The organism is Corynebacterium sp. MSK041, from assembly GCF_030232265.1.
Lineage (GTDB): Bacteria > Actinomycetota > Actinomycetes > Mycobacteriales > Mycobacteriaceae > Corynebacterium.
Genome location: NZ_JASPJK010000040.1, coordinates 1 through 899, shown reverse-complemented (window position 1 = coordinate 899; position 899 = coordinate 1). Strand labels below are relative to the sequence as shown.

Sequence of the window (899 nt, the reverse complement as noted above, 5' to 3'; positions counted from 1 at the left end):
CTCATGAGTTGACTCCTGCTTCCTGGGCTGCGGTTTGCTGAGCTTTCTGGGAGCCGAGTTCGACGGTGAGGACACCGCTGATGATCGCAACCATTCCAAGACCCATCACAGCGGTCAGAGGTTCACCGAAAATCGCGGCGGATAGCACGGCGGCGAGCACGACCCCGCTGGCTCCCCAGATGCCATAGGCGACGCCGATCTGCATTCCTTCGCGCAGGCAGAAGGTGAGGAAGACGAAAGTGCCGATGTATCCGGCAGCAACCACGATGTACCAGGATGGGTGATTGAGCGCCGCCTTGAGAGACAGCGTCGCCGCCACTTCGGTAGTGATGGCGCCAGCGAGCAGGAACCACTGCTTCATGGGGTTGTTCCTTCGATCAGGGAGCGAATGCTGGAGACGACGGCTTCGAGATCCGCGCCGTGGAGGGTGGACACACCTGTGGCCTGGGCGCCCCAGAGTCCGTCGGCGGCGAGTCGGGCGGTGGTCAGCCTGGCTCGGGTGGCGGCGTCGAGATCGTCCGGGAGTTCGAGCCAGCGGCCCATCCGCGTAGTCCACGGTTCGGTGAGTTCGGGCCGATACGTCGCTTGGCCCCAGATGATGAACTCGGCGCGCTTGGCGGCCCCGTGGGCGGCGACGTGAACGTAGCTCAGGAGCCGCTCGGTGGCGTTGGCGTTCTCGAGGGGCTTGCCAAGGGTGGCAGTCATGTCGTTCTCGACGTTGGCCGCAGCGTGGTCGACGATCGCGGCGAGCAGTACGTCGCGGTTGCGGAAGTGATATAGCAATCCCGGTTTGGTGAGCCCGGCCTCGTGGGCCACTGCGTCAAGGGTAATGTCGCCACCCTCCGCTGCGTTCATGACGCGGAGGGCAGCTTCCAGGATCTCGGAGCGCTGACTGGTTC

At 64.3% G+C, this 899-nt stretch carries 2 protein-coding genes; both read right to left on the bottom strand.

The window, feature by feature from the left end; all coding sequences use genetic code 11:
* Nucleotide 1: 1 nt before the first annotated feature.
* Complete coding sequence (locus tag QP968_RS11090; protein ID WP_048733039.1) at nt 2–361, bottom strand: DMT family transporter; 360 nt, start codon at nt 359–361, stop codon at nt 2–4.
* Nucleotides 358–899, bottom strand: a 542-nt coding sequence (locus QP968_RS11085) for a TetR/AcrR family transcriptional regulator (RefSeq protein ID WP_284856450.1), incomplete at its 5' end; no start/stop codon positions are given. The genes QP968_RS11085 and QP968_RS11090, both read right to left, overlap by 4 nt.